General features: G+C 41.6%; 28 protein-coding genes and 1 riboswitch. Of the genes, 9 read left to right on the top strand and 19 right to left on the bottom strand.

Annotated elements, in window-relative coordinates:
• Nucleotides 1–22: 22 nt before the first annotated feature.
• The 4 genes from MHH58_RS03615 to MHH58_RS03600 all read right to left on the bottom strand — a co-directional run bounded on the left by MHH58_RS03615 (nucleotide 23) and on the right by MHH58_RS03600 (nucleotide 3,015).
• Nucleotides 23–1,222 carry an ornithine--oxo-acid transaminase gene (locus tag MHH58_RS03615; protein WP_341345063.1) on the bottom strand — a complete coding sequence of 400 codons (1,200 nt, stop codon included), beginning with the start codon at nucleotides 1,220–1,222 and terminating at the stop codon, nucleotides 23–25.
• A gap of 275 nt (nucleotides 1,223–1,497) precedes the next feature.
• Entirely contained in the window at nucleotides 1,498–1,875 is a 378-nt protein-coding gene (gene ygs, locus MHH58_RS03610; protein ID WP_115885957.1) for a S1 domain-containing post-transcriptional regulator Ygs, read from the bottom strand.
• A gap of 198 nt (nucleotides 1,876–2,073) precedes the next feature.
• A complete protein-coding gene (locus tag MHH58_RS03605) occupies nucleotides 2,074–2,223 on the bottom strand; it encodes a hypothetical protein (RefSeq protein ID WP_341345062.1) in 150 nt (49 codons plus the stop codon).
• Nucleotides 2,224–2,424: 201 nt separating this feature from the next.
• Complete coding sequence (locus tag MHH58_RS03600; RefSeq protein ID WP_115885959.1) at nucleotides 2,425–3,015, bottom strand: peptidylprolyl isomerase; 591 nt, start codon at nucleotides 3,013–3,015, stop codon at nucleotides 2,425–2,427.
• 206 nt (nucleotides 3,016–3,221) lie between these two features.
• On the opposite strand from MHH58_RS03600, the gene MHH58_RS03595 reads away from it, so the two are divergent.
• The 7 genes from MHH58_RS03595 to mnhG are packed head-to-tail and all read left to right on the top strand — an operon-like array spanning nucleotide 3,222 to nucleotide 9,066.
• Nucleotides 3,222–5,621 (top strand): Na+/H+ antiporter subunit A, encoded by a 2,400-nt coding sequence (locus tag MHH58_RS03595; protein WP_135096026.1) that lies wholly within the window; start codon nucleotides 3,222–3,224, stop codon nucleotides 5,619–5,621.
• Nucleotides 5,605–6,072, top strand: a complete 468-nt coding sequence (locus tag MHH58_RS03590; RefSeq protein ID WP_135096028.1) for a Na(+)/H(+) antiporter subunit B — start codon at nucleotides 5,605–5,607, stop codon at nucleotides 6,070–6,072. The genes MHH58_RS03595 and MHH58_RS03590 overlap by 17 nt, the downstream gene beginning before the upstream one ends.
• Nucleotides 6,072–6,413: a Na(+)/H(+) antiporter subunit C gene (locus MHH58_RS03585; RefSeq protein WP_135096030.1), complete on the top strand. Its 342-nt coding sequence runs from the start codon at nucleotides 6,072–6,074 to the stop codon at nucleotides 6,411–6,413. Before MHH58_RS03590 ends, MHH58_RS03585 begins: the two co-directional genes overlap by 1 nt.
• A complete protein-coding gene (locus tag MHH58_RS03580; RefSeq protein WP_135096032.1) occupies nucleotides 6,403–7,896 on the top strand; it encodes a Na+/H+ antiporter subunit D in 1,494 nt (497 codons plus the stop codon). Before MHH58_RS03585 ends, MHH58_RS03580 begins: the two co-directional genes overlap by 11 nt.
• The gene (locus MHH58_RS03575) at nucleotides 7,897–8,376 is read left to right on the top strand and encodes a Na+/H+ antiporter subunit E (RefSeq protein WP_135096034.1); all 480 of its coding nucleotides are present in this window, start codon (nucleotides 7,897–7,899) and stop codon (nucleotides 8,374–8,376) included.
• Nucleotides 8,373–8,672 carry a Na(+)/H(+) antiporter subunit F1 gene (locus MHH58_RS03570; RefSeq protein WP_341345061.1) on the top strand — a complete coding sequence of 100 codons (300 nt, stop codon included), beginning with the start codon at nucleotides 8,373–8,375 and terminating at the stop codon, nucleotides 8,670–8,672. Before MHH58_RS03575 ends, MHH58_RS03570 begins: the two co-directional genes overlap by 4 nt.
• Entirely contained in the window at nucleotides 8,650–9,066 is a 417-nt protein-coding gene (gene mnhG, locus MHH58_RS03565; protein WP_135096038.1) for a monovalent cation/H(+) antiporter subunit G, read from the top strand. The genes MHH58_RS03570 and mnhG overlap by 23 nt, the downstream gene beginning before the upstream one ends.
• A gap of 337 nt (nucleotides 9,067–9,403) precedes the next feature.
• Here the strand turns inward: mnhG and MHH58_RS03560 are convergent, their stop codons facing one another.
• The 15 genes from MHH58_RS03560 to MHH58_RS03490 form a co-directional block, all read right to left on the bottom strand.
• Nucleotides 9,404–9,778 (bottom strand): PaaI family thioesterase, encoded by a 375-nt coding sequence (locus MHH58_RS03560; RefSeq protein ID WP_135096040.1) that lies wholly within the window; start codon nucleotides 9,776–9,778, stop codon nucleotides 9,404–9,406.
• On the bottom strand, nucleotides 9,771–11,261 hold the full coding sequence (locus tag MHH58_RS03555; protein ID WP_341345060.1) for a leucyl aminopeptidase family protein: 1,491 nt from the start codon (nucleotides 11,259–11,261) through the stop codon (nucleotides 9,771–9,773). The genes MHH58_RS03560 and MHH58_RS03555 overlap by 8 nt, the downstream gene beginning before the upstream one ends.
• A gap of 13 nt (nucleotides 11,262–11,274) precedes the next feature.
• On the bottom strand, nucleotides 11,275–11,592 hold the full coding sequence (locus MHH58_RS03550; RefSeq protein ID WP_135096349.1) for a YuiB family protein: 318 nt from the start codon (nucleotides 11,590–11,592) through the stop codon (nucleotides 11,275–11,277).
• A 75-nt stretch (nucleotides 11,593–11,667) separates the two neighbouring features.
• The gene (locus MHH58_RS03545; RefSeq protein WP_341345059.1) at nucleotides 11,668–12,879 is read right to left on the bottom strand and encodes an NAD(P)/FAD-dependent oxidoreductase; all 1,212 of its coding nucleotides are present in this window, start codon (nucleotides 12,877–12,879) and stop codon (nucleotides 11,668–11,670) included.
• Between the two features lie 117 nt (nucleotides 12,880–12,996).
• The gene (locus tag MHH58_RS03540) at nucleotides 12,997–13,356 is read right to left on the bottom strand and encodes a HesB/IscA family protein (RefSeq protein WP_135096046.1); all 360 of its coding nucleotides are present in this window, start codon (nucleotides 13,354–13,356) and stop codon (nucleotides 12,997–12,999) included.
• 88 nt (nucleotides 13,357–13,444) lie between these two features.
• Nucleotides 13,445–13,690, bottom strand: coding sequence for a DUF1450 domain-containing protein (locus MHH58_RS03535; protein WP_341345058.1), 246 nt, complete (start codon nucleotides 13,688–13,690; stop codon nucleotides 13,445–13,447).
• Nucleotides 13,691–13,751: 61 nt separating this feature from the next.
• On the bottom strand, nucleotides 13,752–13,994 hold the full coding sequence (locus MHH58_RS03530; RefSeq protein WP_135096050.1) for a NifU family protein: 243 nt from the start codon (nucleotides 13,992–13,994) through the stop codon (nucleotides 13,752–13,754).
• Nucleotides 13,995–14,090: 96 nt separating this feature from the next.
• A complete protein-coding gene (locus MHH58_RS03525) occupies nucleotides 14,091–14,621 on the bottom strand; it encodes a biotin transporter BioY (protein ID WP_135096052.1) in 531 nt (176 codons plus the stop codon).
• A 97-nt stretch (nucleotides 14,622–14,718) separates the two neighbouring features.
• Nucleotides 14,719–15,480, bottom strand: coding sequence for a TIGR01457 family HAD-type hydrolase (locus tag MHH58_RS03520; RefSeq protein ID WP_135096054.1), 762 nt, complete (start codon nucleotides 15,478–15,480; stop codon nucleotides 14,719–14,721).
• Nucleotides 15,473–15,901 carry a DUF86 domain-containing protein gene (locus tag MHH58_RS03515; protein ID WP_135096056.1) on the bottom strand — a complete coding sequence of 143 codons (429 nt, stop codon included), beginning with the start codon at nucleotides 15,899–15,901 and terminating at the stop codon, nucleotides 15,473–15,475. The genes MHH58_RS03520 and MHH58_RS03515 overlap by 8 nt, the downstream gene beginning before the upstream one ends.
• Nucleotides 15,902–15,960: 59 nt before the next feature.
• A complete protein-coding gene (locus tag MHH58_RS03510; RefSeq protein WP_135096058.1) occupies nucleotides 15,961–16,296 on the bottom strand; it encodes a YutD family protein in 336 nt (111 codons plus the stop codon).
• A gap of 54 nt (nucleotides 16,297–16,350) precedes the next feature.
• The gene (locus MHH58_RS03505) at nucleotides 16,351–17,934 is read right to left on the bottom strand and encodes a Na+/H+ antiporter NhaC family protein (RefSeq protein ID WP_341345057.1); all 1,584 of its coding nucleotides are present in this window, start codon (nucleotides 17,932–17,934) and stop codon (nucleotides 16,351–16,353) included.
• 74 nt (nucleotides 17,935–18,008) lie between these two features.
• Nucleotides 18,009–18,174: riboswitch (Lysine riboswitch) on the bottom strand.
• A 42-nt stretch (nucleotides 18,175–18,216) separates the two neighbouring features.
• On the bottom strand, nucleotides 18,217–19,536 hold the full coding sequence (locus MHH58_RS03500) for a bifunctional metallophosphatase/5'-nucleotidase (protein ID WP_341345056.1): 1,320 nt from the start codon (nucleotides 19,534–19,536) through the stop codon (nucleotides 18,217–18,219).
• Nucleotides 19,537–19,547: 11 nt separating this feature from the next.
• Nucleotides 19,548–20,369, bottom strand: a complete 822-nt coding sequence (locus MHH58_RS03495) for a sulfite exporter TauE/SafE family protein (RefSeq protein WP_135096064.1) — start codon at nucleotides 20,367–20,369, stop codon at nucleotides 19,548–19,550.
• A 12-nt stretch (nucleotides 20,370–20,381) separates the two neighbouring features.
• Nucleotides 20,382–21,230, bottom strand: a complete 849-nt coding sequence (locus MHH58_RS03490) for a DUF72 domain-containing protein (RefSeq protein ID WP_135096066.1) — start codon at nucleotides 21,228–21,230, stop codon at nucleotides 20,382–20,384.
• 49 nt (nucleotides 21,231–21,279) lie between these two features.
• On the opposite strand from MHH58_RS03490, the gene MHH58_RS03485 reads away from it, so the two are divergent.
• Both MHH58_RS03485 and MHH58_RS03480 read left to right on the top strand, forming a co-directional pair.
• Nucleotides 21,280–21,981 carry an ABC transporter ATP-binding protein gene (locus MHH58_RS03485; protein WP_341345055.1) on the top strand — a complete coding sequence of 234 codons (702 nt, stop codon included), beginning with the start codon at nucleotides 21,280–21,282 and terminating at the stop codon, nucleotides 21,979–21,981.
• Entirely contained in the window at nucleotides 21,981–22,739 is a 759-nt protein-coding gene (locus MHH58_RS03480) for an ABC transporter permease (RefSeq protein WP_341345054.1), read from the top strand. Before MHH58_RS03485 ends, MHH58_RS03480 begins: the two co-directional genes overlap by 1 nt.
• The last annotated feature ends 3 nt before the right edge of the window (nucleotides 22,740–22,742 follow it).

Below are 22,742 nucleotides of genomic sequence, written 5' to 3'. Positions count from 1 at the left end.
TATTGTATCATAAAGAAATTTTTTAGAAAGTATCTTTGTTAAAAACTTTTTTAACTCTATCAAGGGCCCAGTCGAGCTCATCTTTAGTTACGATAAGCGGCGGTGCAAACCTTACTACGGTGCCGTGAGTTTCTTTGCAGAGGACGCCTTCATCTTTCAGCTGCTCGCAGAATCCGCGCGCACCTTTATTCAGTTCGAGGCCGATAAACAGCCCTTTGCCGCGTATATCTACAATAGCTTCGTGTTCTATTTTTTTCAATTCACTAAGCAGATACTCTCCAAGCTCCAGGGAACGTTCTGAAAGTTTTTCATCTATAATAACGTCGAGTGCTGCTTCCGATACTCGAGCGGCCATCGGATTACCGCCAAAAGTTGATCCGTGTGATCCTTCACTCAGCACTCCGAGCACTTCGTCGTCACCAAGCACAACAGACACGGGGAATACTCCGCCGCCGAGTGCTTTTCCTAAAATATACATATCCGGAACAACTTCATCCCAGTCTGTCGCAAACATTTTTCCAGACCTGCCGAGTCCTGCCTGAATTTCATCAGAGATAAACAGTACATTATTGCGGTCACAAATTTCCCTGACTTCTTTCAGGTAGCCTGCCGGCGGAATATTGACACCCGCTTCCCCCTGAATCGGTTCTAAAATCACGGCTGCTGTATTATCATTAATCGCATCTTCCAGCGCTTCCGCATCACCGTAATTAACAATTTGGAATCCGTCCCCAAGCGGTCCAAACCCTCTCCGGTATTCCGGCTCTGATGACATCGACATAGGAATCATCGTTCTGCCGTGGAAGTTATTTTTCATCGCGATAACTTCAGCCTGATTATCAGGTACTCCTTTAACTTCATATGCCCAGCGTCTGGCAGCTTTAATTGCCGACTCGACAGCTTCAGCCCCTGTATTCATCGGCAGAACCCGGGCTTTCCCTGATATTTCACTGAGCTTTTCGAACCAGTCTCCAAGGCAATCGACATGGAATGATCTCGACGTCAGTGTTACTTTATCCGCCTGATCTTTCAGCGCCTGAATAATTTTCGGATGACGGTGTCCTTGGTTTACAGCAGAATATGCGCTCAGCATATCCATATACTTATTGCCTTCCGGATCTTTCACCCACACGCCTTCCGCTTCTGAAATTACAATCGGCAGCGGTTTGTATATATTCGTATCATACCGTTCTGTCTGTTTGATGATTTCTTCACTTTTCATTTCATTCTCCCCCTTTTTATGTTTTAAAAAACTATTTAAATATACATTATTAAATATGTATTCATATCCATCATGCCCGTAATCAACTTTATTTTCAAGAATTTTATTAGAGTGCTTTACAAAGGGATTTATCATATTTGAAAACGTATACAAATAAGCGGTGTTTTATACTTTCGAGACTACATTTTCATTGGAATCTATGAATTCTATATGAATATAAATTCATCCAAGAAAAAACAAAAAACCTGTGAAATTCACAGGTTCTGCTACTGGTATTAATCTTTCATACGTTCTTTTGCCTCTTCTATCCAGACAGGCATTCTTTCTGCCAGAGTCTGGAAACCGTATTTTTCAGTATCTTTGATCTTCTCTAATACAGAACGCTTATCTCTTTTCTTCTCTTCGTTCTTGAAGTATTCATTTTCTTTCAATGATAAGCTGATTTTACCGTTTTCATCAATGCTGACAATTTTAGCCTTTACTATTTGGCCTTTGGATAAATATTGATTCACATCGTGAACGTAATCGTTCATCACTTCGGAAATATGGATCAGACCATCACGATTATCAGGAGTTTTGACAAAAGCACCGTACGACTGAATACCAGTAATTTTAACCTTGACGAACTGGCCGATCCGGTATTTTTTTGCCATGTTATCCCTACTTATTTACTTCTTTGTTAAATCCAACACCATTTTAACATAAATGAATGAAGTAGCCAAAAAAATCACACAGCAAAACACACATGCCGGGCTGGCATATGTGCGCGTATTTTTCATATAAGTTATGTAAATCTGCAGGACTCTAAGGTCGCACACAGAAATAATAGATTGTTTATATTAATTGAATCACTATTTCCGTGTGGAGTCATCCTTATGCTCATGTTCGAGTCTTTCGAGAACTTTTTCTTCGAAATCTCTCATCTTCTCTTCTTCGTTGCGCGAATATTTTTTAATAAGTTTATACACGATAAACGCAAGTAATATAAAAAGAAGTAACATGATAAGCGCTGGAATATATTCCGTTTTATCTTCCGGGAAATAAAGGAATGGCATCATCTTTAAATCACTCACCTTTACACAGATAAGTATATCAGAGTGTTTTATGATTTAAATAATATAATAATGACTAATTTGTGATACTTTTTAAGAAAAAAGTGCACAGTCTTCATTATTGCCAGACTGTGCACTTTCATTTATATATTATTCTGTTACTTCAATTGTTTCGATAATTACATCTTCAACAGGCTTATCCTGTCTTCCCGTCTTAACATCGGCAATCTTTTCAATAATATCCATGCCCTCGATAACCTGGCCGAATACAGTGTGTCTCTGATCGAGCCAAGGCGTACCGCCGTGTTTTTTATAACTTTCAATAATTTCAGCCGGGTAGCCCGCGCCTTCAAGCTGCGATACCATATCTGATGGTACATCTTTCAGCTGAACGATAAAGAACTGTGAACCATTAGTATTCGGTCCTGCGTTTGCCATAGACAAGGCGCCGTAAAGGTTGAATGCATCTGTTGAAAATTCATCTTCAAAAGCCTGGCCCCAGATACTTTCTCCGCCCATGCCTGTGCCTGTCGGATCTCCGCCCTGAATCATGAAATCCTTAATGACTCTGTGGAAAATTAAACCATCATAATATTTATTTTTCGCATGTGTAACAAAGTTTTCTACAGTTTTAGGTGCGACATTATTTAAAAGCTTAACTGTTACGTCACCCATATTGGTCTTGATTACCGCTTTTGTTTCGCCTTCTAAAAGCTCAGTTGTTAATTGTGAATATGCCATAAATTTGGCCTCCTGAAAAATTTTATTAATTTCATATAAGCACCAGTAATATTGAAATTAAAACTTAAACATTTTAATTCTCATACCACTTGCTACCATATATACAGTATACGAGAATAGTCGAAAATTTCAAACCCTAAGCGTTTATTTACAATTAATATTAATGTATAATGGTTAAATATAATAACGTTAGAGGAGGATACACTTTGACATTGATACATTTAGCAATATTTTTACCTGTTATTGCTGCGGTCGCTATCGCAATAATATACAGGTATGTTAAAGATGTACATCTCGGTTGGTTTGTTTTGCCTATTCCGACTGTGATAGTCGCATACTTATTTAGCTTGATACCCTCTATTGCCAATAATCAAGTTTTCCATCATACATTAAATTTAATGCCCCGTATCGGGTTGAATTTTGACGTTTACATAGATGGTCTCGGCTTACTATTTGCAATACTGATTTCTGGTATTGGCGCACTGGTAGTTTTATATTCTATCAGTTACCTATCCAAAGAAGAAGAACTTGGCAATTTTTATGTCTATCTGCTTATTTTTATGACTGCTATGCTCGGCGTAGTTTTAAGCGATAATATTCTAATGCTGTATTTCTTCTGGGAACTGACATCAATTTCCAGTTTCCTCTTAATCGCTTTCTGGTTTACTAAAGAGAAATCGATATACGGTGCACAAAAATCAATGCTGATTACTTTCTTTGGCGGATTTATGATGCTCGGCGGATTTATCATTTTGTACATTATTACAGACACCTTCAGCATCAGAGAAATAATCGCCAATGTTGATTTAATTATGGCAAGTCCGCTCACTCCAATCGCGGTAGTCTTAGTGCTGCTCGGAGCATTTACGAAGTCTGCACAGTTTCCCTTTTACATCTGGCTGCCGGATGCTATGGAAGCTCCTACACCGGTCAGTGCGTATCTGCACTCCGCTACAATGGTTAAAGCAGGACTTTACCTCGTTGCCAGGTTCACACCAGTTTTCGCTTTCAGCGAATTATGGGTATGGCTGATTCTGGTTGTCGGTCTGGTTACACTGCTCTGGGCTTCATTTAACGCGGTGAAGCAGGATGATTTAAAAGGTATACTTGCATTCTCCACCGTATCCCAGCTCGGTATGATTATGAGTCTTCTCGGTGTCGGCGCTCTTGCAGTTGCTACAGGCGCGGATGAACAGATTTTCACAGTTGCAGTAGTTGCGGCAGTGTTTCATATTATTAACCACGCAACATTTAAAGGCGCCTTGTTCATGGTTGCAGGTATTCTTGACCACGAAACAGGAACGCGCAGCATGCGTAAACTCGGCGGTCTCATGACGCTCATGCCGATTACGTTTACTATGACCCTTATTACAGCCTTATCGATGGCAGGTATTCCTCCATTTAACGGTTTCCTGTCGAAAGAGTTATTTTTAGAAGCAATGTTTGAAATAAGCAATGCAAATTTCAGTGCTTTAGCTGACTGGAGTGTACTGTTCCCGATTCTTGCAATCGCCGGCAGTATATTTACATTCATCTATTCAATTAAATTAATTCATGGCATCTTCTTTGGTGAACGTACTCACGAGACACCAAAAGAACCGCATGAAGCACCGAAACTGTTGCTTGCATCACCGATAATTTTATCAGCACTCGTTGTTATTTTCGGTCTGTTCCCAAATATTCTGTCAGGTACCATTATCGATCCTGCAGCAATGAGTATATTGGGTACAGAAACGGCTTTAAATACTGAAATTTCACACTGGCATGGCTGGAATAATCCTGCCCTCTGGGCCACAGTTGCTATAGTCGTTATCGGTACAGCACTTTATATATTCAGAAACAGCTGGATGTTTATCTACGAGTACCATAAAGAACAATTTACCCTGAATCATTTATACGACCAGGGTCTCATCTACAGCCAGCTTGGTTCTGCTAAAGCAGAAGAAAACGTAATGACTGGCTTCCTGAGAGATTACATGGTTTATATTTTCGGATTCTTTGTTATTTTCGGCATAGTTACAACTTTCTACACAGGACTGCCGATTACATTCGGTGATTTCGCTGATGTTGGTATTCAGGATATGGCTCTTGTACTGATTATCCTCGTCTCGCTTGCAATAATAATGATGACCCGCTCACGCATGGTTTCCATAATTATGCTCGGAGCTATTGGATTTTCAGTAGCCTTGTTTTTTGCATTCTTCAGGGCACCGGACCTTGCTTTGACTCAGCTTGCTATAGAAACAGTAACAACTACTTTATTCCTTGTATGTTTCTATCATCTGCCGAAGAAATCAAAACACGAAGAAAGTATCAAATTTAAATTTACGAACTTCATAGTATCTGTCGGTGTCGGCGCAATCGTTATACTTTTCGGACTCGCGGCATATTCAAACAGGCTGTTCGATTCCATCAGTCAGTATCATATCGATCATGTCTACGATCTCGCAGCCGGGGGAAATATGGTTAACGTTATACTCGTTGACTTCCGTGGCTATGATACGCTGTTTGAAACACTTGTATTCGGTATCGCAGGTATCGGTATTTACGCACTGATGAAAGCTAAAGTATCAAGAAAGGATGATGAAAATGAAGAGCACGCTTAAAAGAGCCGGTTACAGTAAAGTACAGCGCCAGATGAATGATGTGTTTATCCAGTTCACTTCTAAAGTGATTTTTCTCATCATCCTGCTGTTCTCGGTAAACTTATTTTTGGCAGGGCACTACACACCAGGCGGCGGGTTTGTCGGCGGTCTGCTTGCTGCCTCCGCCATTATACTTCTGCTTATGGCTTATGATTATGAAACAGTTAAGAAAATGATTCCGGTGAACTTTCATTTAATGATAAGTCTCGGACTGGCACTGGCAATTGTAGTGCCGACCTTGCTGTTTTTCTTCGGTGTACCCTTCTTCACCCACCAGCACACCTATGTTACTATGCCGGTATTTGGTGAAGTTGCCCTGCACACAGCCGTAATTTTTGATGTTGGTGTCTTCCTTACTGTTGCGGGCACATCGCTCCTGATTGTCACATTGGTTGGGGGGACAGAGAAATAATGGAACTCGTCACTATTATTTTATCGGGCATCTTAATCGCCAGTGCGACTTATTTAATTCTCTCAAAGAGTGTTCTCAGAATTATCATCGGTGTATCTATTTTGTCACATGGTGTACATTTGATGATTCTGACAATGGGACAGCTAAAACGCGGCAACGTACCGGTTCTGGATGATACCGTAAGTTCTTATTCAGACCCTCTGCCCCAGGCCTTGATTCTGACAGCGATTGTTATTTCATTCGCGTTGACTGCTTACAGCCTTGTACTGCTGCTCAGAAATTATAAAGAACTCGGCACAGATAACACTGAAGATATGAAAGGAGTTCCACATGACGACTAACATATTACCCATGCTCCCTATCATTCTTCCGTTTATAGCCGGCGTCATCATGCTGTTTATCGGAAAGCGTCCGATACCTCACCGTATGGTGTCGGCTGTCACCGGACTCATGATGGTTGGTATTGCAGCATTTAATATCTATTATGTATACAAGAACGGAGCGATGGTAACATTCATCAGTAACTGGTCGGCACCATTCGGCATCAGTGTCGTTTATGATATGGTTGCCGCGCTGCTCGTCTTTACAACATCGCTCGTAATGTTTTTCGTTGTTATCTACTCATTCCAGTCCATCGGATATGAGAGAGAAAGATATTACTATTATCCTATGGTCATGTTTATGATTACCGGGATAAACGGTGCTTTTACAACAGGAGACATTTTTAATATGTTCGTATTTTTCGAAGTATTCCTTCTTGCCTCCTATGTTTTAATTACTCTCGGAAGCCGGAAAATCCAGCTTCAGGAAGGTTTTAAATATCTCGTTGTAAACATCGTGTCATCAAACTTCTTTCTTGTAGGACTTGCCTACCTGTATTCAGTTACAGGTTCGTTAAATATGGCTGATATTCATATTAAACTATCCAATTACGATGGCAGCCTCGCTATTATGACACTTGTTGCAGTTGTCTTTATATTCGTTTTTGCTACAAAAGCCGGACTGTTCCCGCTTTATTTCTGGATGCCGGGTTCTTACAGTGCTCCGCCGATGCCGGTCATTGCACTGTTTGGCGCTCTGCTGACTAAAGTAGGAGTTTACGCGATTGCAAGAACATTTTCACTGTTCTTTACCAGCGATACAGCTTATACCCATCAGGTGCTGCTGCTGCTTGCGCTCCTCACTATTGTCGCCGGCTGTATAGGAGCACTAGCATATACTGATATGAAAAAAGTTATTATTTATAACATTATGATTGCAATCGGAGTCATTATCGTCGGTTTCTCAATGATGGATTACGCCGGAACTATCGGCGGCATGTATTATTTAATCCACGATATGATCATTAAAGCAGCGCTGTTCCTGCTCATCGGTTTTATAATTTACCGTACAGGGAAGAACGATGCTGCAGATCTCGGCGGACTTATAAAACAGCATCCTGTCGTCGGCTGGACATTCTTTATCGCCGGCCTGTCCCTGGCAGGGGTACCGCCGTTTCCTGGATTCTTCGGTAAACTGTATATCGTAGAATCTGCTTTTAACAACGGCCATACTTTCTCAGCAATAATCGTGCTGCTGTCGAGTTTGATTGTTTTATACAGTATTATGAAAGTATTCATTAAAGTATTCTGGGGAGAACCGTCAGAGCCGATTGAACTGAAAGATATTAAATCGGATAAATTGCTGTTCTCAGCTATTGGTCTCGTTATCGTTTCAACTGTCTTTGGGCTTTCAGCTGACTTTTTATTCCCGGCCTTTGAAATGGCGGCTGAAGCATTCTACAATCCGTCATCGTATTCTAACTATTTGATGGGGGTGGAATAATTGTCATTTCAACTCTTAATTAATATTGTTCTGGCATTTTTATGGGTGTTTATGAATGCCGAGTTCACTATAGGAACATTTGTTACTGGTTATATTATCGGTCTGGTTGCTGTTTACATTCTCCGCAACTTCCTGCCGGGTCGTTTTTACTTAAAACGACTGTACTGGATGATTCGTCTCTTCTTTATTTTTATTATCGAATTGATAAAAGCAAATCTTGAAGTGGTACGTATTGTAGTGTCTCCTAAAATTGATATTCATCCGGGGTTCTATGCTTACCCGAATGACTTGGAAGAAGAATGGGAAGTTGCACTGCTGTCAACCTTAATTACACTGACACCTGGTACAGTAGTTGTAGCGATTTCAGAAGATTACTCAATTATTTACATTCACGGTCTGGATATGGAAGATGCAGATGCGGAAATTGAAAACATTAAAACTTCTTTTGAAAATGTTATCAAAGAGGTGGCTAAACCATGACAAACTTTATCAATATAGTTGTAATCATTAGTATTATTATCTTCGCATTTGCAATGCTCGGCATGATATACAGAGTTATAAAGGGGCCGACCCTGCATGACAGAATAATTACACTCGATGCATTTGGTGTCACGCTGATGGGAATGATCGGTCTCGTATCTATGGCGCTTGATACATCATACCTGCTGGTAGTTATTATGCTCATCGGTATGATTGGATTTATCGCAACAATCGGCTTCGCCAAATTCCTCGAGAAAGGTGTGATTATTGAAAATGACAGAGATAATAATAGTTAGTCTTATCGCACTTTTCTTACTCGCCGGCGCCTTCTTCACACTTGTTGCTGCAATTGGTGTTATCCGTCTGCCGGATACATACACTAGACTGCATGCAGCATCGAAGAGCTCGACACTTGGAGTCGGTATGACTTTAATCGGAGTATTTATATACTTTGCATACTATCAAGCAGAAGTTGATACACAACTGCTGCTGGCAGTTCTTTTCATTTTCATTTCAGCACCTGTCGGTGCACACCTTATCGCGAGAAGTGCCTTCCACTCCGATGTTGAACCGTATCAGCTGACAATTCTTAATGAATTGAAACGTGATGAAACGGGATCTGAAGTAGAAACGGAAGAAACAGCAAGATTAAAAATCGAACGCAGTAAAAACAAAGAATTAGACGACTAATATATTTATGACCGGGACGGAAATTTTACTGCCCCGGTCTTTTTTTGTTTTATTTATACTGTGCGGCGTGTTAACGCCGGATACATCTGAGATCCGATCATGCCAACCCGGACGCCGCCGGATACTCATGAAACCCGATCATGCCAACCCCAGCGCCGGCGGGTACATATGAGACCAGATCATGCCAACCCCAGCGCCGGCGGACACATATGAGATCCAATCATGCCAACCCCAGCGCCGCTGGATACACATGAAACCCCATCATGCCAACCCCGCACACTAAATGCCACACAAAAAAAGGAACCCGAAACCGGATCCCTCTTCATCTCTATTTATTCTATCTCTTTTTTCTTATCGCGACAGTGCATCTGCTGAGTGCGATCAGTTCATCCTGTTCATCCGTCACTTCAATTTCCCATACCTGTGATGTTGAACCGCCGTGCTTAAGCAGCGCTGTAGCTGTCAGTATACCTTCACGCTTTGCTTTCAAATGGTTTGCATTGATCTCCATGCCAAAAGCAATTTCATCTTCGGCAATCATTTTAAAGGCGCCTAAGCTTGCGGCTGTCTCCGCCAGAACAACATTCACTCCGCCGTGCACGTAGCCGAATGGCTGCAGTACTTTTTCTGTAATCGGCATTTCGACTGCGCATTTTCCTATTTCATCGACCGTCAAAGATATACCGAGTGTTTTAAGGAGCCCCTTATTCATACAGTGTACCTGATTCTATTAAATCGATAATAGTACGGATCATTACTCCCGTAGAGCCTTTTTTAGCAAACGGAGTGGCAGCTGATGTATTGCTCGTTCCTGCAATATCAAAATGAACCCATGGTGTATCTTCTGTAAACTGATTAATAAATGCAGCCGCAAAAGATGCGCCGCCCGGTTTAAAGTCCGCATTTATTAAGTCGGCAATATCCGATTTTTTAACTCTGTCATCTTCAAGTTCCGATATCGGCAGATGCCAGATATCTTCTCCTGTCACTTTGCTGCTGATTAAAAGGTTGTTGATAAACTTCCTGCCCTGATTTGTAAATACGCCGGTGCGGTCTTCGCCAATTGCTTGTATAACCGCGCCTGTCAGCGTCGCAAAGTCCATCATAACTTTCGGCTCATAAGTCGTGGAAGCATAATATACTGCATCTGCCAGCACAAGTCTGCCTTCGGCATCTGTATTTGATACTTCAACAGTTTTACCTGACAGTGACTGATATACATCATCGGGACGCATGCCATTGCCGTCCACCATATTTTCAGCAAGCGCCAGCACTGCAACAACATGAACAGGCAATTCCAGTTTCGACACTGCATCCATCATACCTGCGACGTTCGCTGCTCCGCTCATATCGTATTTCATAGACCGCATGCCTGTGCGTGTTTTAAGAGAATAACCGCCGGAGTCATACGTAATCCCTTTGCCTATTAATGCAATCGGTGCATCATTGGCTGCATCTGGATGTTTATATTCTATCGTCACGAGACGCGGTTTTCTGACAGATGCTTTACCAACTGCTGCCAGGAGTCCGAATCCTTCCTGCACCAGCGTATCAAAATCTTTTACTTCACCTTTGATGTACGGACGATCTTTGAAATTGATTGCGAGCTGATCGGCAAAGCTTTCCGGATACAAATGATTCGGCGGCATTGTTGCATAATCTCTTGCAAGGGCTATACTGCTGCCGAGTGCTGCTCCGTGGTTAAAACTTTCTTTTACGTCTGCTTTTGTAACTAAAGTAACATCTAATTCATCGTAAAACTGCGTGTTCCCCGATGTATCGTAACCTGTCAGTCCGTGATTGCTCACAGCGGACATAATTCCCACTGCATCTGCTGTTTCTTCTGCTTCAAATGCAAAAGTATCTAAAATAAACTGACCTTTATTTTCTTTCTCGAGAGCCATATACTGGAATAACTTACCGACAGCCTTTTGTATTTTCAAGGCAGTTAATTCCCCGCTGTCACCTAATCCGACAGCAATTACTTTACGGTAGCGGCGCTGGATTGTAACACCTGTCGTCGTAACTTTACCGTATTCTTGGGACAATACACCGGCTGCAATAATTTCTTCTGTTAAACCATTTAATAATGTATCCAGTTCATCAAAATTCTTTAAATCTTTTATATTCTCAGGTAAACCGATAACAAGTGCCGAATCATCTGCAATGTATTTTTCTTCAAATTTGATATTCAAAATTCGTTCCCCCCTAAAACATTTGATAACCTGCTTTTCTTAAGTAGCGTATTGTCATACCCGCTAAAATAATTCCGATAAATCCGCTGCCTAAAATAACAATATCATAAATTGAAATTCCAACGATGTTCTCCCATAAAATACCGAATGATTCACCAGGACTTGCTATGTAATCAAATAATGAAACTCTTCCGATAATCCATAAAACAATCACCGGATAAACGAACGCCATAATCCATGTCATTTTTAAAATCATGTTCAAAATAAAACTGATTCCATAAAATAAAACAAAATACAGCAGCACAGAAATAAACAGCTGAACAATATTCATTGCCATAATTGTTTCCTCCAAAAAAATAAAAGCATGGGCATTATATATACCCATGCATAATGCTGAATTTTAAAATTACAGGAATTTACCTTTTGTTACACCTAATACTGCGCCACCGATTTTCAGAACTGCACGCGTATCGATGACTTTCTTCATAAATGCTGCTGGCTTACCTTTAATTTCACGGCCGAGAACTACACCGATTCCATCTTTTGTGCCAAGTGAACATACAGTTCCCTTGTCGTCATAGGAAAACGGCTCCATTTTCTCGCCATTTAGCTTAAGCTTGATGTTTTTAGCAGTGTGTTCCCCTAACTGCATTGCAATTTGAGCAGTTGTCGGATATGGACGTGCGTTTTCTCCTGTTCCGTTCATCACAGCTGCCACGTCACCGATAGCAAAGATGTTCGGATAGCCATCAACCGTTAAATCATCTTTAACGACAATGCGTCCGCGTTTAACGCCTTCAAATGATTCTTCCATCAGACGTGAACCGCGTACACCCGCTGTCCATACTACGCTTGAAGCCTCAAGCTGTTTTTCTTCATCGTTCACTTTAACAACAAATCCGTTTTCATTAGCAGCAACAATAGCTGTTCCAAGCATGAATTCTACACCGCGTGATTCAAGGAAGTTAACTGCATGTTGAGTTAACTCTTCAGAGAACATAGGCAGCATTGTCGGCATTGCTTCTACACAAGTGATTTTAACTTGATTATAGTCGATACCGTGCACTTTGCAGAGCTCAGGAAGTGTTTCAACAAGTTCACCGAGGAATTCCACCCCTGTAAAACCTGCTCCGCCGACAAGAATTGATAAATCTTTTGGATCTTTAGAGGTTTTGTAATTGATAAAGTTCTGTTCGATTTCTTCACGTGTTCTTACGGCAGTTTCCGGGCTGACGATTGTCGTTGCAAATTCGTCCATCCCTTTAATGCCGAATGACTCACTTTCAAAACCTAATGCCACTACAAGCGTATCGAAGCTGAATTCGCCCTGAGTTGTTTCAACAACTTGTGCGTCGCGGTCAATTTTAGTTACTTCAGCCGGGATAAAACGGACTCTCATGTTATCCACAACTTTGGCAATCGGATAGACGCCTTCTTCCCAGTTCATTGAACCTGCTGCTGTTTCATGCAGCCATGTAGCTTCATAATGGTATTCATTTTTGTTGATTAAAGTAATGTCCGCTTCCTGTACTCCGATAATTTTCTGCAGTTTACTAACTGCGGATAAGCCTGCATAACCGGCACCAAGTACCAGGACCTTTTTTCTTTCATAGCTCATAATTTATTTCCCTTCCTGCGAATGTAATTTATATATAATTATAGACTGTTATTTCAGTTTCTATACCAAGTATTATATTAGCACTATATGGTAATATTTCAAGCGTTTTCACTAATTTTAACAGTCTCCCGGCGCACCCGCATTTTCCTTGGTTCTAAATGATGAACCGCAGCCGCAGGACAGACTTGCATTCGGATTTTCAATCGTAAAACCGCCGCCGATTAACGACTGTTTAAAATCAATTACAGTACCGTCAACGACAGGGAGGTCGAACTTATCAACGAGCATTTTAACACCGTGGAATTCAAAAACTTCATCCCGTTCCGCTGCTTCATGCTCGGCTGCCATACCGTATGTTAATCCTGTACAGCCTCCGCCCTGAACTTTAAAACGCAGGAAGCCTTCTGCCATGTCATTCGCTTCCAGCATATCTTTTACTTCGTACGCTGCACTTTCTGTCAGTGTTACTGATGACATAAAAATCACTCCTGTTCTTAATACTTTGTTACAAAATTCTCAATATCATAATTATACTACACGAAAAACGTTAGCACCAACGATGAGTTCACTCATCTAATGCCTGATTATTTTTGTCGATTCGTTTATAAGTTTTCTCAAGCAGCTGCTCGCTGTTTTTAGCAGCCACGATTTCCCCGTCTACGAGAACAAAATAACTTTTGCTGCACAAACCGCAATTATTTGTGCATTCATAATCGACGACATCGATTGCCGGATTTTTATCCAGCTGAGCATACACATCGTGAGTCCCTTTTTGCATATTAGCGTTGCAAAACTCTACAATTGTATACATTGGTCATTCTCCTCACTCTGAAAAATAAAAAAACTAGAGACGGCCCGTCTCTAGTTGCGATTTAAAATACCTGCTCGATTTCAACAAATCCCGGTACTTCTTCAAGAAGTGCACGTTCGATACCGGCTTTAAGAGTAATCGTTGAACTTGGGCATGTTCCGCATGCTCCGAGAAGTCTGAGCTTCACAATACCGTCTTCAACATCTACGAGTTCAACGTCTCCGCCATCACGCAGAAGGAACGGACGTAATTTATTTAATACTTCCTCAACTTGTTCGTACATTGTATCCTGACTGACTGCCATAATTAGTTCACTCCAATCAATTTATGAGCATTACTTCGTATACAGTACATTATAATAGAAAGACACTTAAAAATCCATCATTTGAAAGTCCTATTCTTATGCGAGAACAAGCCCTCTTCCTGTTAAAGCTTTTGCAAACATAACAGTCAGCACTGCAAGAATAATGTCCTTAATTAAAAACGGCACAACAGCAGCCATCAGTATTTGAGTTAAGGACATCGGAGTTCCAATTACAGCACTCATAATAAACGAGAAGTACAATACGCCGCATATAAATATCGCACTCATGCCGAGCAGCGTAAAAGCAATCATTCTTTTAATTTCTTCACTTCCGCCCATGGCAGTAATTACAACGCCCGGTATGAATCCGAGCACGAATCCGAAGGACGGAGAGACGAGAGAACCAAGCCCGCCCGAGCCTGCAAACACCGGGATGCCGATCAGGCCGATTCCGATATAAGCCATAATGGAAATCAAACCCAATTTTTTTCCGAGCAGCATACCGGCCAGCAGCACCATCGGCACCTGCAGTGTAAATGGCACCGGTCCAAGCGGTATTCTAATCTGTGCACCAATTGCAATCAGCGCGGTAAATAAAGCAGCAAAAACAAGGTGTTTAGTTTTCATATCTTTTCTCCTGTTATTTGGTTTAGTTATATAATAACAGGAAAGAACCTTCATGTTAACCATAAAAATATAAAGGTTAACATGAAGGTTCATAAGTTTACAGCTTCCAGTCGTTAAGCGTATTAATCGTATACGCGGGCGTCACTCTTTTACTCATCACTTCTTCTTTTGAATGAACTCCTGTGCCAACGTGAATTGTATCGATACCGCCGTTAATCCCAGTCATAATATCAGTATCGTAATTATCGCCGATCATCGCCACTTCCTCTTTAAGCATGCCGAGACGCGCTAAAGCCCCGCTCAAAATATAGCTGTTCGGTTTCCCGGTGATAACCGGATTTACTCCCGTTACTTCGCTGACCAGTTTAACGAAGGATCCGTTCCCCGGAGAGAAACCGTAAGATGTTTTAATTTTTATATCGGGATTTGTTGCGAGAAACTGCGCTCCGTTTTGAATCAGCCGGCAGGCGGTAAGAATTTTATCGAAGGTAATAGATGTGTCGAGCCCCATTACAACAGCATCCGGTGCATAATCATTAAAAACAGCAGTTCCATCATGCGTCAGTGTATTTTTAAAACTTTCCGTGCCGATTATATATACAGACGGTATGTCAAAGGCCTCCTCCAGATAAACTTTCATAGCGTCAGCTGAAGTATATATATGGTTTTTTGCCGTCGTAAACCCCATACCCTCAAATTTTTTCAGAATTTCAGACGGCTGTCTTGTCGCGTTATTCGTCAGAAATAAATAGGGTATACCTGCCTTATTTAAACGATCGATAAAGTTCACGGCTCCCTCAATAACTTTATCACCATTAAACATTGTACCATCGAGATCTATTAAGTACCCTTTATACATCTGTATCACTGCTGAAAGCTGTGACTGCTTGCGGGTCGTTTTTATAAAAGTGCTCAATACTCGCCTTAAAGTTTTTATAGGCGCTGATATTCTCTTTGAAATCTGCGCGCATTGCGGCATGATCTACCGACTGGTAATTTCTCGTCAGCTCTTTTCTCCACTTCAGTGTATTCTTAAACTTCTCAGCATCTTCAGGTCCTATAACTTTTTCCTGAGCCAGAATATCAAGCACATCCTGATAGTTCCCAGGATCTCTTAATATAAATGCATCGATAATCATATTGCCGACGTCAACTGTCGCTTCGATCAGCATATGACATGCTCTCTCAAGTGCCAATTTGTTATCAGTATCAATCGTTTCTGCCAGACCTTCAATGTAGTCGAGACGTTTGTTTAAAAGCTTTTTATCCACAAAATACATTTCTACACCTCATCATAATTATTCTCTCTTATCATATCATACAAAAAAGAAGCCGGGTTTTACGACCCGGCCTCTTCCTTAATTTCTTCACCAGACTCTTCAGCCTGTTCTTTTAGTTCCTGTTTTGAAACTTTTCTTAATATAAAATAAGCACAGCCGAAGTTGCAGTATTCATTCAAGTACTCTTCGATGGCATTGACACGTTTGTCCGGTTCCACTTTACGTTTTGAATTTTTATAAAAACCGGCAAGTCTTAATTTTTCATAACCGACATCACCGACAATATAATCGTACTTATTCAATAGCTCGCTGTATTTTTCGATAAAAACTTCTTCATCAAATGCATCGCGGTAATTCTCCACGAGTTCAAAGTTCATATGATCAATAGTAATCATAGACGCACACCCTTTAATCAAACTGATACATTTATGATATCACAGTTTTTACCATTATGCGTTTTGTTTAGCTACCGGGCGGTAGATAAATTTAGCAATAATATAAACTGCAAGCAGTCCAATTATAACGCTCAGCAAACCAAAGTATACGTTAGCTGTATATCCGAGCACAACAAAGCCGAGCAGTCCGATTAAAGCTGAAGTTAAAGCATACGGCAACTGCGTCATAACGTGGACAATGTGATCGCTGCCGGAACCGGTAGAAGACAGAATTGTCGAATCGGAAATCGGTGAACAGTGGTCTCCAAATACACCGCCTGCAAGTACAGCTGCGATTGACGGGAGGAGTAATTCCGTTGCACCAAGTGCAATAATAATTTCTCCAGCAACAGGAATCAGTATGCCGTAAGAACCCCAACTTGTACCTGTAGCAAGTGCCATAAAGCAAGCAACAATAAATACTACTGCCGGCAGCAGCGCTACTGGAAGGCTTGAGTTTTCCACCATTGAACCAAGAACGCCGCCGGTGCCGAGTTCACTGATTAACCCGCCGATCATCCAGGCAAAAGTCAGTATAAGCATGGCCGGAAACATCGCTAAAAATCCTGTTTTAATACCGAGCCAGACATGTCTCTTGCTGAATTCATTATCATTTCTCGTATGTCTGAAGTAATAGAACAGTGCCAGCACGAGACCGATAATGCCTCCTGTAAGCAGTGAATGTGTCACGAGGGTACTTTCCAGCACAGGCATCAGACTCCAGGTCCCTGCTTCCATCGCACCGGTCACATACATCGCTCCGATTACTCCGACAGCAAGTCCTGCAATCGGAATAATTAAGGCGCTGGCACCTGCACCATCATGCACAGGCAGGTCTTCATCCTGTTCTGCAAATTCAGGCACTTTATCACGTAATATTCCTTCGTTAATCGCCAGGTTCTCCTGTTTCCTCATCGGACCGATATCCAGTTTAAAAGAAATAACGATAAACATCATAACAAGTGCCGAGATAACATAAAAGTTCATTGGAATCATATACATAAAACTCTGAAAGGGTGATATATGTGTCATTCCAGCGCCGATTAATACCGGTGCTGTCATTCCCATAATACCTGCACCCCAGCTCGATACCGGTGACATAACGGCTACCGGTGATGCTGTCGTATCGACGAAATAAGCAAGTTTTGCCCGCGAAATATTATATTTATCAGTAATCGGCTTAGCAACCTGTCCGACAATTAAAGCACTGAAGTAATCATCGATAAACACTATAATTCCAAGCACTGCAGTCATAAAACCTGCACCGCGGCGCGTTTTAACTTTTGTCAGCGCCCAATTCGTAAACGCTCGCGCGCCACCTGACATATTCATAAATGCTGTCATAATTCCGAGCAGTGTTAAAAATATTAATATGTAGGCATTCCATGTGTTCAGTCCGCCGTCTTCAATAAATATGCCGAGAAACGAATCGAACAGCAATTTAAAAAATTCTCCAAAGTGCCCATTCGCAATAACGAAGGCTGATGTAATAATTCCCGCACCGAGACTGATGCCTACTCTTCTCGTTATTACTACGAGTATGAGTGTAATTAATGGCGGGATCAGCGGCATATATTCCCAATTTAAAAATGACTCCATTTTTCTTCCTCCTAAATTTTTTCAATAAAAAAAATCATAAATACGCTGACAGTGCACGCATTTATGATTTATCTATTAAATGTAGCGCATCATGTAACTGACAGTGTCCAGCCTGTTAAACTGAACCCCAGAACAAATACCTGCCGGTATCATCCTTCGGCTCTTGTCCCTTTTAAGTATCCTTAAACGCATGCCTGCTGAAATACTTTACTGTTGAAAAGAGCAACCTCTACTTTATTTATTTGATTACTTAACATTATAGCATATCCCGGCTTTAAAAGACTATAAACATTCTATATAATTTTTTACGAGATCGCGCAGCAGGTCCGGCATAATATACTCTTTTTTCGAATATCTGAACTGCGGGAAAATCCTGCCGAAAGTGTACATATCAAGCGTTCCAAGCTTATATTTTTTCTTCTCATCGATGAGTTCGTTATCGATATAATACTCGCGTTCCGATTGGATATACTGGATATTATGCGTTACAAAACAGCCGAAAATGTCTCCTCTGAAGCCGAGACCGCGCACGATTTCATCTTTATACTCCTGACGGTTCGCCTGGGTAAATATTTCTTTCATCTCGCGTCCAGTCAACTCTATTTGTACAGCATTAATGGCGTGCGGCAGCACTTTATGCAAGTCATATTCAGTCAGTGCTCCCCCTTCAAACGGACTCGCAATAAGTCCCGTATGAATGAGCCCTGCATCACTGGCCGTAAAATTTTTAAGTATATACGCAAGGAGCGAGCTGAAGCGTCCAGCCGAATAAAGTCGCCGGTCTATCGGCAGTGCCGCTTCTTTAATGACTTTATTTTTTAATTTGGCTTTGCCTATATCATAATAATCGTTTTCGACCTGGGATAAGATATCTGATTCAATCAGCGCAGCTTTTTTCGCGGTAAGCCTGCCATTTTCAAAAGTGAGAGTGACTTCCCCGATATATTCACCGTATCTGCCGGCTGCTGCAAGCAGCACACCATTAACGCGCTCTCCTTTTTCAAAATGGTGATGCGTATGGGATGATAAAATTAAATCAATTTCAGGAAATCTATTAGCCAGAGTCTCGTCGTCATACATACCGAGATGGCTCATCATAACAATAACGTCCACCTTTGGTTCGAGTTCCCTTAAATATTTTTCTATCCAGTCAAAAGCATCTGCCACTTCCCAATCCAGTGCCAGATAAAATGGAGTAAACTCAACTGTTGCTGCAATGAATCCGATTTTTATCCCGCCGGTTTCCTTTATAGTATACGGTTTAAAATAAGGCTGTTTACTTCCTACTTCACGCAGATTGGCACAGATGACATCGAACTCTGCATCATCGTATAAATGCTTCAGCTGCTCTTTGGTCAGCGTGATTCCTTCATTATTCCCGAGTGTCGCTACGTCGCACGTTGCATTATTCAACAATTCGATATTGCCCTTTCCGAGCGTCGCTTCTGTATAAGGATGTGAACGGTCAACATGGTCGCCGATATCGACATAAAACATATTATTTCTGTACTGTCGTCTTTTATTTTTTATGAAGCTCGTAAACTTCATATAATTATGTAATGCACTGTGTATATCATTAGTATGATAAATTTTCACTTCCATACGAGCACTCCTTAAAGAATTGTTTGTAAAATCAAGTATGCACCGAGTATAAACAGGACGGTCCGGAGCAGTACTACTAAACCGTCCGAATTGAACCGCTGATTAATTTTAACTCCGGCAGTCGCTCCGATGATAGCAGCAGGCACGAGCATCAGTATATACGTATAAACGACGTTATTCTGGAGCACGTGGCCGAAGGCCGATGATACACCTGAGAAAAATACCATCATCATGCTCGTGCCGATGGCAATTGTCGGCGGCATTCTGAAAACCATCAGCATGAGCGGGGTCATCAGAACCCCGCCTCCTATACCGAACAGACCCGTTATAAATCCGACGAAAAAAGTTATCGTAATTGCAAGATAAGGCGGAAATCCGTAATGGTAAATGTTACCCATATTATCACGGTGCGGTTTTAAGTACTTAGGATTCTGGAATACTTTCATCGGTTTAATTTTCTTTCTGACAACGAGAAGTATACTGATAAAAATTAGAAATATACCGAAATACAGATTAAAGCTGTCCACTGTAAATAAACTGCTGGCATAAGATCCCGCGAGCGCCCCCGGCATCAGTCCAATCAGAAATAAAATGCCGTTCTCTCTGTCCACCTGCTTATTGCGCGCATATGAAATCATCGCACTCATGCCCGTGAATATCAGCAGCATACTCGATGTCCCGACAGCAGTCTGGGGTGTTATTGCCGGCAGCAGGCCGAGCTCAAGACCAAAAAACATCAGGGCCGGAACAACAATAACACCCCCGCCGATACCGACGAGCGAGCCCAGTATTGAAGAAAGCAGACCTATCAGTATAAGAACGATAAATTCCATGACTCCAGCCCCTTAGAATAATTTCAGCTGCTTCGGTGCAAGCCCGCTGTACTCTATACCCAGCATGCTGATCAGCTGTTTTGCGTTGCCGGCCGCATGCCCTCCTGAGTTATTATTAAAAACGATATAAATATCCTTTGTTTTATGCTGCAGTATATTAACCTGTTTTTGTAACCACTCCAGTTCCTGTCTGTTATAATCATATAAATAACGGACCTCCCGCCACTCTTCCGAAGTGCGGTTCTGCTGCGTCCAGCCGTGAACATTGCGGCCGTGCAGACGGATAAAGGCAGTATCATCTGTGATGCGGTTAACAAAAGGAACTGAACCGATTCCTGCCTGCGGCTCATCGCATATACTGTGAATTACTTCGCTGTCGTGCAGAAATTCCAGTGTATCTTCCTTATATTCATCACTGAACCATGTCTGGTTGCGGAACTCCACTGCGACTTTAAAAGGTTTCAGCAGGTCCGCCGCAAATTTTACATAACGGATATTTTTGCTGCTGCAGTCAAACCATGGCGGAAACTGAAGCAGAACAAATGCGAGTTTGTTTCTGTGAAACATAGGCATCAGCATTTCCCTGTACGCGGCAAAGACATCTTTAATAGAATCATAGTGATCTCTGTAATCGCTGTGCCCCGTCATAAATTGGTGGGCTTTTACTGCGAATTTGAAGGTTTCCGGTGTCTGGTCGCACCATTTTTCTATCGTTGACTGCCGCTGTACTGCGTAGTATGTTGAATCAAGCTCAACGATTGGAAAATGTGAAGCATATGTAATTAACTTATCTTTTTTATTTGAAAGTTCGGTGTACAGCGAATCGTGGTCGCCCCACCCTGTCAGTCCTATATAAATCATTAAATCACCTTACTTCATTTTAGCACATTTACATTGGAGGATATTAGTCATGGAGATTATTCAGTTTGAAAATGTCAGCCATCAGGAAATACTCCGTAATATATCGGGTTTTTTCAGAGAAAATAAAATTACGACTTTTATCGGCCCGAGCGGTGCAGGCAAGACTACCTGTCTGAAACATATTAACGGTTTACTCTCTCCTGATTCCGGCAGTGTATTCTACCGCGGTGAAGATATTAAAAATATAGATATTACCGGTCTCAGAAAAAGAGCCGGCATGGCATTTCAAAGCGCACCGATGTTCGCAGGCACCGTATACGATAATTTAAATCTGCCGCTTCAAATATTTAATGACAAGCTGAGTCAGGAACGTGCGGCAAATCTTCTCAGCATGGTAGAACTTAGTGAAGATTTTTTATACCGTAAAATAAACACCTTATCCGGAGGAGAGAAAAGCCGTATTTCATTAGCCCGGACCTTTGTCTCCCGTCCGGAAGTACTGCTGCTTGATGAAATTACATCAAACCTTGATTACACACTCGTCAGAGAGATTGAACGGCTCGTAATGAAGCTGCAGCAGGAACACGGACTGACTGTTATTTGGGTAACACATGACCTTGCCCAGGCTGAACGCGTCAGTGATGATATCTGGTTCTTAAACAGGGGCGAACTGCTGCTCCAGGGGCCGATAGAAAGTTTATATAAGACAAATAATACTTTTATACAGCAATTTTTAAAGGGGGAACGGTGATGGGTTTTCAGGAACTTCTCCTGTCCGGCGTCTTTGTTATCATCCCTCTCGCTATTGCAGTCGTACTGAAACTGGGGCTTACGAAAGATATCGTCATAGCTTCAGTACGTTCAATTGTTCAGCTGCTCATTGTCGGTCTGATACTCACCTTCGTCTTTGACAGTGACAGCAGTATTTATATGATATTAATGATTCTCGTGATGATTGGTGCCGCCAGTCAGAATGTAATTAAAAAAGGCACGCTTATTCCCGGCATAAAATGGATTATTATTTTAACGCTGACAGCTGTCGAAGCTGTTTCAATGAGCATTATGCTGCTGTTCGGTATTCTCGATTTTGAACCCGAACAGATTATTCCAATCAGCGGCATGATTATCGGTAACTGCATGGTGCTGTCGTTATTGTTCGTCAGTAAGTTTACCGATGAACTTGAGAACAGTGAAGAAATGATAGAGCTTATTTTATCCTTCGGCGGCCAGCCGAAAGACGCGGTTTCCCGCAGTTTAAAATCAGCGATTCAAACGAGTATGATACCGACGATAGAATCACAGAAAACAATCGGGCTCGTACAGCTGCCGGGTATGATGAGCGGACTGATTATTGGGGGCGCTCCGCCGATGGAAGCCGTCATATATCAACTGCTCATATTATTTTTAATACTTACTAACGCAACTGCAGCTTCTGTAATGGTCGGGTTTTTATCTTATCCGAAATTGTTTAACAGCCGGATGCAGTATTTGGGTTTGAAAAATGAATAAAAG

The sequence above is a fragment of the Jeotgalicoccus sp. FSL K6-3177 genome, from assembly GCF_038050175.1.
Lineage (GTDB): Bacteria > Bacillota > Bacilli > Staphylococcales > Salinicoccaceae > Jeotgalicoccus > Jeotgalicoccus nanhaiensis.
This window is presented reverse-complemented; position numbering and strand designations above follow the sequence as displayed.

Excerpts from the sequence above, each read along its gene's own strand:
- MHH58_RS03615 (WP_341345063.1), bottom strand. The coding sequence starts at position 1,222 with ATGAAAAGTGAAGAAATCATCAAACAGACAGAACGGTATGATACGAAT.
- ygs (WP_115885957.1), bottom strand. The coding sequence starts at position 1,875 with ATGGCAAAAAAATACCGGATCGGCCAGTTCGTCAAGGTTAAAATTACT.
- MHH58_RS03605 (WP_341345062.1), bottom strand. The coding sequence starts at position 2,223 with ATGTTACTTCTTTTTATATTACTTGCGTTTATCGTGTATAAACTTATT.
- MHH58_RS03600 (WP_115885959.1), bottom strand. The coding sequence starts at position 3,015 with ATGGCATATTCACAATTAACAACTGAGCTTTTAGAAGGCGAAACAAAA.
- MHH58_RS03590 (WP_135096028.1), top strand. The coding sequence starts at position 5,605 with ATGAAGAGCACGCTTAAAAGAGCCGGTTACAGTAAAGTACAGCGCCAG.
- MHH58_RS03585 (WP_135096030.1), top strand. The coding sequence starts at position 6,072 with ATGGAACTCGTCACTATTATTTTATCGGGCATCTTAATCGCCAGTGCG.
- MHH58_RS03580 (WP_135096032.1), top strand. The coding sequence starts at position 6,403 with ATGACGACTAACATATTACCCATGCTCCCTATCATTCTTCCGTTTATA.
- MHH58_RS03570 (WP_341345061.1), top strand. The coding sequence starts at position 8,373 with ATGACAAACTTTATCAATATAGTTGTAATCATTAGTATTATTATCTTC.
- mnhG (WP_135096038.1), top strand. The coding sequence starts at position 8,650 with ATGACAGAGATAATAATAGTTAGTCTTATCGCACTTTTCTTACTCGCC.
- MHH58_RS03560 (WP_135096040.1), bottom strand. The coding sequence starts at position 9,778 with ATGAATAAGGGGCTCCTTAAAACACTCGGTATATCTTTGACGGTCGAT.
- MHH58_RS03550 (WP_135096349.1), bottom strand. The coding sequence starts at position 11,592 with ATGAATATTGTTCAGCTGTTTATTTCTGTGCTGCTGTATTTTGTTTTA.
- MHH58_RS03545 (WP_341345059.1), bottom strand. The coding sequence starts at position 12,879 with ATGAGCTATGAAAGAAAAAAGGTCCTGGTACTTGGTGCCGGTTATGCA.
- MHH58_RS03540 (WP_135096046.1), bottom strand. The coding sequence starts at position 13,356 with ATGTCATCAGTAACACTGACAGAAAGTGCAGCGTACGAAGTAAAAGAT.
- MHH58_RS03535 (WP_341345058.1), bottom strand. The coding sequence starts at position 13,690 with ATGTATACAATTGTAGAGTTTTGCAACGCTAATATGCAAAAAGGGACT.
- MHH58_RS03530 (WP_135096050.1), bottom strand. The coding sequence starts at position 13,994 with ATGGCAGTCAGTCAGGATACAATGTACGAACAAGTTGAGGAAGTATTA.
- MHH58_RS03525 (WP_135096052.1), bottom strand. The coding sequence starts at position 14,621 with ATGAAAACTAAACACCTTGTTTTTGCTGCTTTATTTACCGCGCTGATT.
- MHH58_RS03520 (WP_135096054.1), bottom strand. The coding sequence starts at position 15,480 with ATGTATAAAGGGTACTTAATAGATCTCGATGGTACAATGTTTAATGGT.
- MHH58_RS03515 (WP_135096056.1), bottom strand. The coding sequence starts at position 15,901 with ATGTATTTTGTGGATAAAAAGCTTTTAAACAAACGTCTCGACTACATT.
- MHH58_RS03510 (WP_135096058.1), bottom strand. The coding sequence starts at position 16,296 with ATGATTACTATTGATCATATGAACTTTGAACTCGTGGAGAATTACCGC.
- MHH58_RS03505 (WP_341345057.1), bottom strand. The coding sequence starts at position 17,934 with ATGGAGTCATTTTTAAATTGGGAATATATGCCGCTGATCCCGCCATTA.
- MHH58_RS03500 (WP_341345056.1), bottom strand. The coding sequence starts at position 19,536 with ATGGAAGTGAAAATTTATCATACTAATGATATACACAGTGCATTACAT.
- MHH58_RS03495 (WP_135096064.1), bottom strand. The coding sequence starts at position 20,369 with ATGGAATTTATCGTTCTTATACTGATAGGTCTGCTTTCTTCAATACTG.
- MHH58_RS03490 (WP_135096066.1), bottom strand. The coding sequence starts at position 21,230 with ATGATTTATATAGGACTGACAGGGTGGGGCGACCACGATTCGCTGTAC.
- MHH58_RS03485 (WP_341345055.1), top strand. The coding sequence starts at position 21,280 with ATGGAGATTATTCAGTTTGAAAATGTCAGCCATCAGGAAATACTCCGT.
- MHH58_RS03480 (WP_341345054.1), top strand. The coding sequence starts at position 21,981 with ATGGGTTTTCAGGAACTTCTCCTGTCCGGCGTCTTTGTTATCATCCCT.